The sequence below is a fragment of the Rhodococcus gordoniae genome (genome assembly GCF_001646655.1).
Taxonomy (GTDB): domain Bacteria; phylum Actinomycetota; class Actinomycetes; order Mycobacteriales; family Mycobacteriaceae; genus Rhodococcus; species Rhodococcus gordoniae.
Genome location: NZ_LPZN01000094.1, coordinates 1 through 5,463, shown reverse-complemented (window position 1 = coordinate 5,463; position 5,463 = coordinate 1). Strand labels below are relative to the sequence as shown.

The following is a 5,463-nucleotide window of genomic DNA, read 5'->3' as shown; positions in this document are numbered from 1 at the left end:
GCTACGACGGCGCCCTGCTCGACACCGAGGATCCGCGCATCGCCGTCGAGCAGGTCGCCGGTGCTCTCATCCACGCCGTCGTGGGCCGCGTCCTGGCCCCCTACGCCCTCGAGGGCCGCGTCTGGGATCCCGGACTGGACAATCTGTGGCTGCACCAGGACAGCGACGGCTGCATCGATTGGGCCGGCCTCGCCGACGACACCCTGCGGGTGCTGCCCGACGACCGCGCCGCCGGGCAACGCGACGTGGTGGTGCTGCCGTGCGAGCAGGCGATGGCGGTGTGGACCGCGCACCGCGCCACGACCGCCCTGACCGCCGTCCATCTCGCGTTGCGCGCCCACGCCCCGCTCGACCGGTCCCGGTTCTGGGCGATCGTCGGCCGCACCGTCGTCACCGGCGCCGACCGGCTGCCCGTGCTCGGCGGCGCGTCCCGGCGCACCGCCGCGCGCCGCGGCCAGGCGTTGCTCGACGCCTTCGTCGCCGTCGGCCGTCCCGTCCGGGGCCTTGCTGGATTAGGGCAGCCTTCCCTATAATCGAAGTCGTTCCGACTGCCGGACCGCAGCGGAGTCCTGAGGGCTGCAGTGACTCCCGGTCCCTTCCCGCGGCGGGCCTCACGATCACGTGAGGCCCGCCGTCGTGTACCCGGGAGCCACAAGTCCCCGCCCCCGTTGTCGACTATCCGCGCGATGCCCTGTCGCTGTCGCCGCCACTCCCGCGACCGGCGACCAGGTGCCCGGACGCGACCGGACCAGCGGACAGCAGCCCCGCCCGAGCAGCGCCGCGGTGAAGTGCCCGACCGCGGTGAAGGTCAGGTCCACGAACAGCGGCACCGCGTAGAACGCGAGGACCGCGGCGAGGTAGAACGAACACCACGGCCGGGCGATCCGGTAGGTCGACACGGCGACCACCCCGGCCAGGGCGTAGCTGACCCCGTAATCGAGGGTGTCCACCGCCGACGCCGGTGCGTCGCCCCGGCGGATCGCCCAGTACAGGGCCCCTCACTGAGATAGGTCGCACCGACATGCGCGGTCACCACCACGCACAGCCACCGGAACGTCCCGAGCCAGCGTTCCGCGGGCACGTGGAAGACGGTGTATACGACGAAGTACGTGAACCATCCGCCGCCGGCGAGCCAGAAGGCGCTCGACACCAGCACCCGGAACCGGGTCCTCGGCCAGATGATGCAGATCGGTGGACCGATTCCCGAGCAGCACTTCGAGATCGCCGGCGGGAAGTCGTCTCGTCACCACCGACATCACCAGCAGCACACCCAGCCAGATGTAGGTCCCGGGAGCTCGCCGCACAAACGTCCGCGCGGCCCGGGGCATGCTCGTCGACGTCATCGACCGTGTGCGGCGCCGCGGCGGGACATCGGTGTCGCCGGACCGGACCGGCGCATGTCAGGGGATGGCCGGTCTCGCCGGGCAGTGTGATGATCGACCGGTGACCACATTGTGGATGATCGAGGACCTCGAACCGTGGCCCGATCAACCCACCCCCGGGCAGGTGTGTCGGCCGACCACCTACTGGACCACGCCCGGCGCGACGGACTGCATTCGCGAACTCGTGCGCGACATTCCCGCCCGCGTCGAGCAGATCACCGTCGACGATCGCGTCGAGTTGCTCGCCCATCTCGGTCACGGCGTCACCACCGTGCTCCCGCCGCAGCTCGACACCCTCGGAGATGTCGTGCTGACGGGGCATCTGGTGTGGGACCGCTACCTGTGGATGGTCTACCGCACCCGGCCCGAAGGTCGAGTGCTGGTCGTCGAACGTCACCCGGTGATCCAACGGACGAGGAGGATCCCCACCGAGGATGCGGGCTGGTACGGCGTCGAGTACGAAGGGGCCAGGGCCGTGCACCGGTACGGACCGATTCCCGACGGTTACTCGATCGTCGCGTACGCGCTCCTGGTGACCTTCCCGTGAGCGGATCGCCTGCACTGGGCGCAGCGTCGACGGACGAACGATGTGGGGACCGCACCGGGGTCGGGCGCGACCTTCCGAAAACCGCCATGTCCTACCATCGTTCGACGGCCACCTGTCCCGGCGGCCGGTCGACCGCACGCACGAACAAGGGAAAGCCCGTATGAGCGACCAGTCCACCTCCACCTCGGCGCAGCACGATGTGCAGTCGATCAACACCGCCAACGAGACCGGTTTCAACACCGCCCTCGGTCTCGAGTTCGTCGAGCTCGGCCCCGACCTCGCGCGGGCCCGCTGGACCATCACCCCGGCGCAGCACCAGCCCTACGGCATCGTGCACGGCGGTGTGTACTGCGCGGTGATCGAAACCGTCGCCAGTGTCGCCGGCGCCACCTGGCTGGGGGACAAGGGCAATGTCGTCGGGGTCAACAACAACACCGACTTCCTCCGCGCGACCCGCGACGGTGTCCTCACCGCCACCGGCACCCCCGTGCACCGCGGCCGCACCCAGCAGGTGTGGCGCGTGGAGATCGTCGACGAGCAGGACCGCCTCGTCGCGCAGGGACAGGTGCGACTCGCCAACATCACCGACGCCGACCGCATCGGGCACTGACCGCCCGCCCACCCGACACCGCAGATCCACGGCTCCGGCCGGAACCAGAAGTCCCGGCCGGAGCGAACAGCGTCAGCCCGCGGCCTGCGCCCCACCCCGGCCCTGCGCGGCCGACGTCTGCGCGGACCGTTCCTCCGCCGCTTCGGAGGCCTCGTTCGGGCCTTCCGCCCGCATGTGCTCGATCGCCATCCGGGCGAACACCTGCTGTTCGGTGGCCGCCATCTCGTTGCGGCCGGCGGAGAAGAACGCCTGCGCCCACGACAGCAGCGTCGAGACCTTCGACGAGAACCCCACCAGATACAGCAGGTGGATGAACAGCCACGCCACCCAGCCCAGGAACCCGCTGATCTCGAGCTTGCCGACCTTCGCGACCGCACTGAACCGCGAGATCGTCGCCATACTGCCCTTGTCGAAATACTTGAACGGTTCCCGATGCGTCGGATCGGCGCCGCCGAGCGAGGCGATGATCTGCCGGGCCGCGTACTTGCCGCCCTGCATCGCCACCTGTGCCAGACCGGGCAGCTTGTTCAGCGACATCATGTCGCCGATGACGAACACGTTCGGATACCCGGGCAGCGTCAGATCCGGCAGCACCTCCACCCGGCCCGCGCGGTCGATCTGCGCCCCGGATTGTTCGGCCAGCTGCTTGCCGAGCGGGCTGGCCGCCACGCCCGCCGACCACACCTTGCACTGCGATTCGATGCGCCGCTGCGAACCGTCCTTCTCCTTGACCGTCAATCCGTCGGCGTCGACGTCGGTGACCATCGCCCCGAGCTGGATCTCCACCCCGAGCCGCTCGAGGGTCTTGCGGGCCTTGCGGCTGAGCTTGCCGCCGTAGACCGGCAGCACATCGGAGGCGCCGTCGAGCAGCACCACCCGCGCCTCCGTCGGATCGATGTTGCGGAAGGTGCCCTTGAGGGTGCGGCGCGAGAGTTCCGCGATCTGCCCCGCGAGCTCCACACCCGTCGGGCCGGCGCCGACCACCACGAAGGTCAGCAGCCGGGCGCGTTCCTCGTGATCGTGCGACAGTTCGGCCTGCTCGAACGCCCCGAGGATCCGGCCCCGCAATTCCAGGGCGTCGTCGATGGTCTTCATGCCCGGCGCGAACTCGGCGAACTGATCGTTGCCGAAATAGGACTGGCCGGCCCCGGCGGCGACGATGAGACTGTCGAAGGGGGTGGTGGTGTAGCGCTCGAGGAAGCGGGAGGTCACCGTCCGGTTCTCCAGGTCGATCTTCTCGACGTCCCCGAGCAGCACCTGCGCGTTCTTCTGCTTGCGCAGCACCATGCGGGTCGCGGGGGCGATGTCGCCGACCGACAGGATGCCCGTCGCCACCTGGTACAGCAACGGCTGGAACAGATGGTGGGTGGTGCGCGCCACGACCGTGACGTCCACATCGGCACGAGCCAGGGCCTGGGTTCCGAACAGCCCTCCGAATCCGGATCCGATCACGACCACTCGATGACGGCGGGGTTCGGTCTGCTCGATGCTCATGGATGCTCCTTCACGTTGCCGGATGGATCGATCCCCAGTCTTGCAGTTGCCGCGCCCGCCCACAGCGCAACCGAGGAGCCCACCGGCCCCCAGCGGGCTAGTCCGGCCCGTCGCCGCTCGGCTCGCGCCGGGGGCCGAGCAGCCCGTAGACGGGGTTGTGCCGCGCGGCGTGCCGCACCGCGTCGTCGGTCGCCGAGGTGTACACCTGCACCGTCTGCAACGAGCGATGCCCGAGCAATTGCTGCAACTCCACCATCGTCGCGCCACTGTCGGCCAGGCTCGTCGCGAAGGTGTGCCGCAGTGCGTGGGCGAGCGCCCCGCGTTTGCGTTCCGATTCGATGCCCGCGCGGCGGTAGATGCGCCGCACCCGGTACTGCAGGGTGCCGCGGGTGATGCGTCTGCCGTCCGCGCCGACGAACAGCGGATCGGTCGGATCGTGCCGCTCCCACACCGGCAGCTCGTCGCGGTCGCGGGTGCGGCGCCGTGCGGCGGGGAAGCGGGCGTAGCGTTCCTCGAGATAGGCGCAGACGATCGCCGTCCAACTGTCCTCGAGGGGGATCTCCCGTTCGATCGCGCCCTTGCCGAGCACCCGCAGCACCGGGGCCTCCCGGCCGCCGAGGATGCTGCCCACATCGAGGCGGATCAGCTCGTCCGAGCGGATGCCGGTGAGCAGCAGGGTGGCGATGAGCGCCAGATCCCGTTGCGGCCAGTCCCGCGCCGATTCGGCCGGGCGTTGCGCCTCCATCGTGACGGTGTCGACGAGCTGAGTGATCGCGGTGGGGGAGAACGCTTTCGGGGTGTGCTGCGGTTTCTTCGGCTGCGCGATCGACGCCATCGGGTTGCCCTCCGAGACTCCTTCGGAGACAAGGAAGTTGCAGAAGTTGTTCCACACCGACCAGGCGCGGCGCACCGACGCCGGTTGCCGCTCGGCGGCGAACGCCGCGAACGCCGACCGCAACCGGCGCACCGTCACGTCGCCGAGCGCCAGGGTCTCCTCCGGAATCCCGCCCGCGCCGGCGAGGTGGGCGCGCACCGCGTACAGATCGAGCCGGTACGCCTTGACGGTGTGCGGGGACCGCTTCGCCGTCTGCAGGGTCTCCAGATACGACCCGATCCAGTCCGACAATCCCGGCTCGGTCGCGCTGCCCGCCACGATGCTCCTCCCGTGAACCACTCGTACAGATGTGCGAGTCCAGTGTGACAGCAGGAACCGACGGGACAGCGGAGACCGGGACGCGTTCGGGGTTCGGGCGGGCTCGTCGCCGGGTACGCGACGAACGAGGCCCGTCGAGGAGAGGAGCACGCCATGCCCGCAGGTGACATCGAGACGTTCCACCAGGACGGATCCTGGCACAACCGGATCGAAGGCTCGAGCGAGCTGCTCGGCACCTACACCACGCGCGAGGAGGCCGTCGCGGCCGGCCGCGACG

General features: G+C 69.8%; 7 protein-coding genes and 1 pseudogene. 4 read left to right on the top strand and 4 right to left on the bottom strand.

Features of this window, described 5'->3' with window-relative positions; genetic code table 11:
• Window positions 1-533: hypothetical protein (locus A8G18_RS22040; RefSeq protein WP_064065560.1), on the top strand; the 533-nt coding region annotated here is incomplete at its 5' end.
• An 84-nt stretch (window positions 534-617) separates the two neighbouring features.
• Here the strand turns inward: A8G18_RS22040 and A8G18_RS22035 are convergent.
• Both A8G18_RS22035 and A8G18_RS23725 read right to left on the bottom strand, forming a co-directional pair.
• Window positions 618-1,102 (bottom strand): annotated as a pseudogene (locus A8G18_RS22035) (rhomboid-like protein); the annotation flags it as partial.
• The gene (locus A8G18_RS23725) at window positions 999-1,328 is read right to left on the bottom strand and encodes a rhomboid-like protein (protein ID WP_425337716.1); all 330 of its coding nucleotides are present in this window, start codon (window positions 1,326-1,328) and stop codon (window positions 999-1,001) included. The pseudogene A8G18_RS22035 and the gene A8G18_RS23725, both read right to left, overlap by 104 nt.
• Before the next feature lie 115 nt (window positions 1,329-1,443).
• Here A8G18_RS23725 and A8G18_RS22030 point away from each other — a divergent pair, with 115 nt between their 5' ends.
• Both A8G18_RS22030 and A8G18_RS22025 read left to right on the top strand, forming a co-directional pair.
• Window positions 1,444-1,929, top strand: a complete 486-nt coding sequence (locus tag A8G18_RS22030) for a hypothetical protein (RefSeq protein ID WP_064065561.1) — start codon at window positions 1,444-1,446, stop codon at window positions 1,927-1,929.
• Window positions 1,930-2,089: 160 nt separating this feature from the next.
• Window positions 2,090-2,539 (top strand): PaaI family thioesterase, encoded by a 450-nt coding sequence (locus tag A8G18_RS22025; RefSeq protein WP_064065559.1) that lies wholly within the window; start codon window positions 2,090-2,092, stop codon window positions 2,537-2,539.
• Window positions 2,540-2,611: 72 nt separating this feature from the next.
• Here the strand turns inward: A8G18_RS22025 and A8G18_RS22020 are convergent, their stop codons facing one another.
• Complete coding sequence (locus A8G18_RS22020; protein WP_064065558.1) at window positions 2,612-4,033, bottom strand: NAD(P)/FAD-dependent oxidoreductase; 1,422 nt, start codon at window positions 4,031-4,033, stop codon at window positions 2,612-2,614.
• 97 nt (window positions 4,034-4,130) lie between these two features.
• Complete coding sequence (locus A8G18_RS22015) at window positions 4,131-5,186, bottom strand: tyrosine-type recombinase/integrase (protein ID WP_064065557.1); 1,056 nt, start codon at window positions 5,184-5,186, stop codon at window positions 4,131-4,133.
• 153 nt (window positions 5,187-5,339) lie between these two features.
• On the opposite strand from A8G18_RS22015, the gene A8G18_RS22675 reads away from it, so the two are divergent.
• Window positions 5,340-5,463: DUF2188 domain-containing protein (locus tag A8G18_RS22675; protein WP_157100873.1), on the top strand; the 124-nt coding region annotated here is incomplete at its 3' end.

Coding starts and splice junctions, on each gene's coding strand:
- A8G18_RS23725 (WP_425337716.1), bottom strand. CDS start 1,328: ATGCCCCGGGCCGCGCGGACGTTTGTGCGGCGAGCTCCCGGGACCTAC.
- A8G18_RS22025 (WP_064065559.1), top strand. CDS start 2,090: ATGAGCGACCAGTCCACCTCCACCTCGGCGCAGCACGATGTGCAGTCG.
- A8G18_RS22020 (WP_064065558.1), bottom strand. CDS start 4,033: ATGAGCATCGAGCAGACCGAACCCCGCCGTCATCGAGTGGTCGTGATC.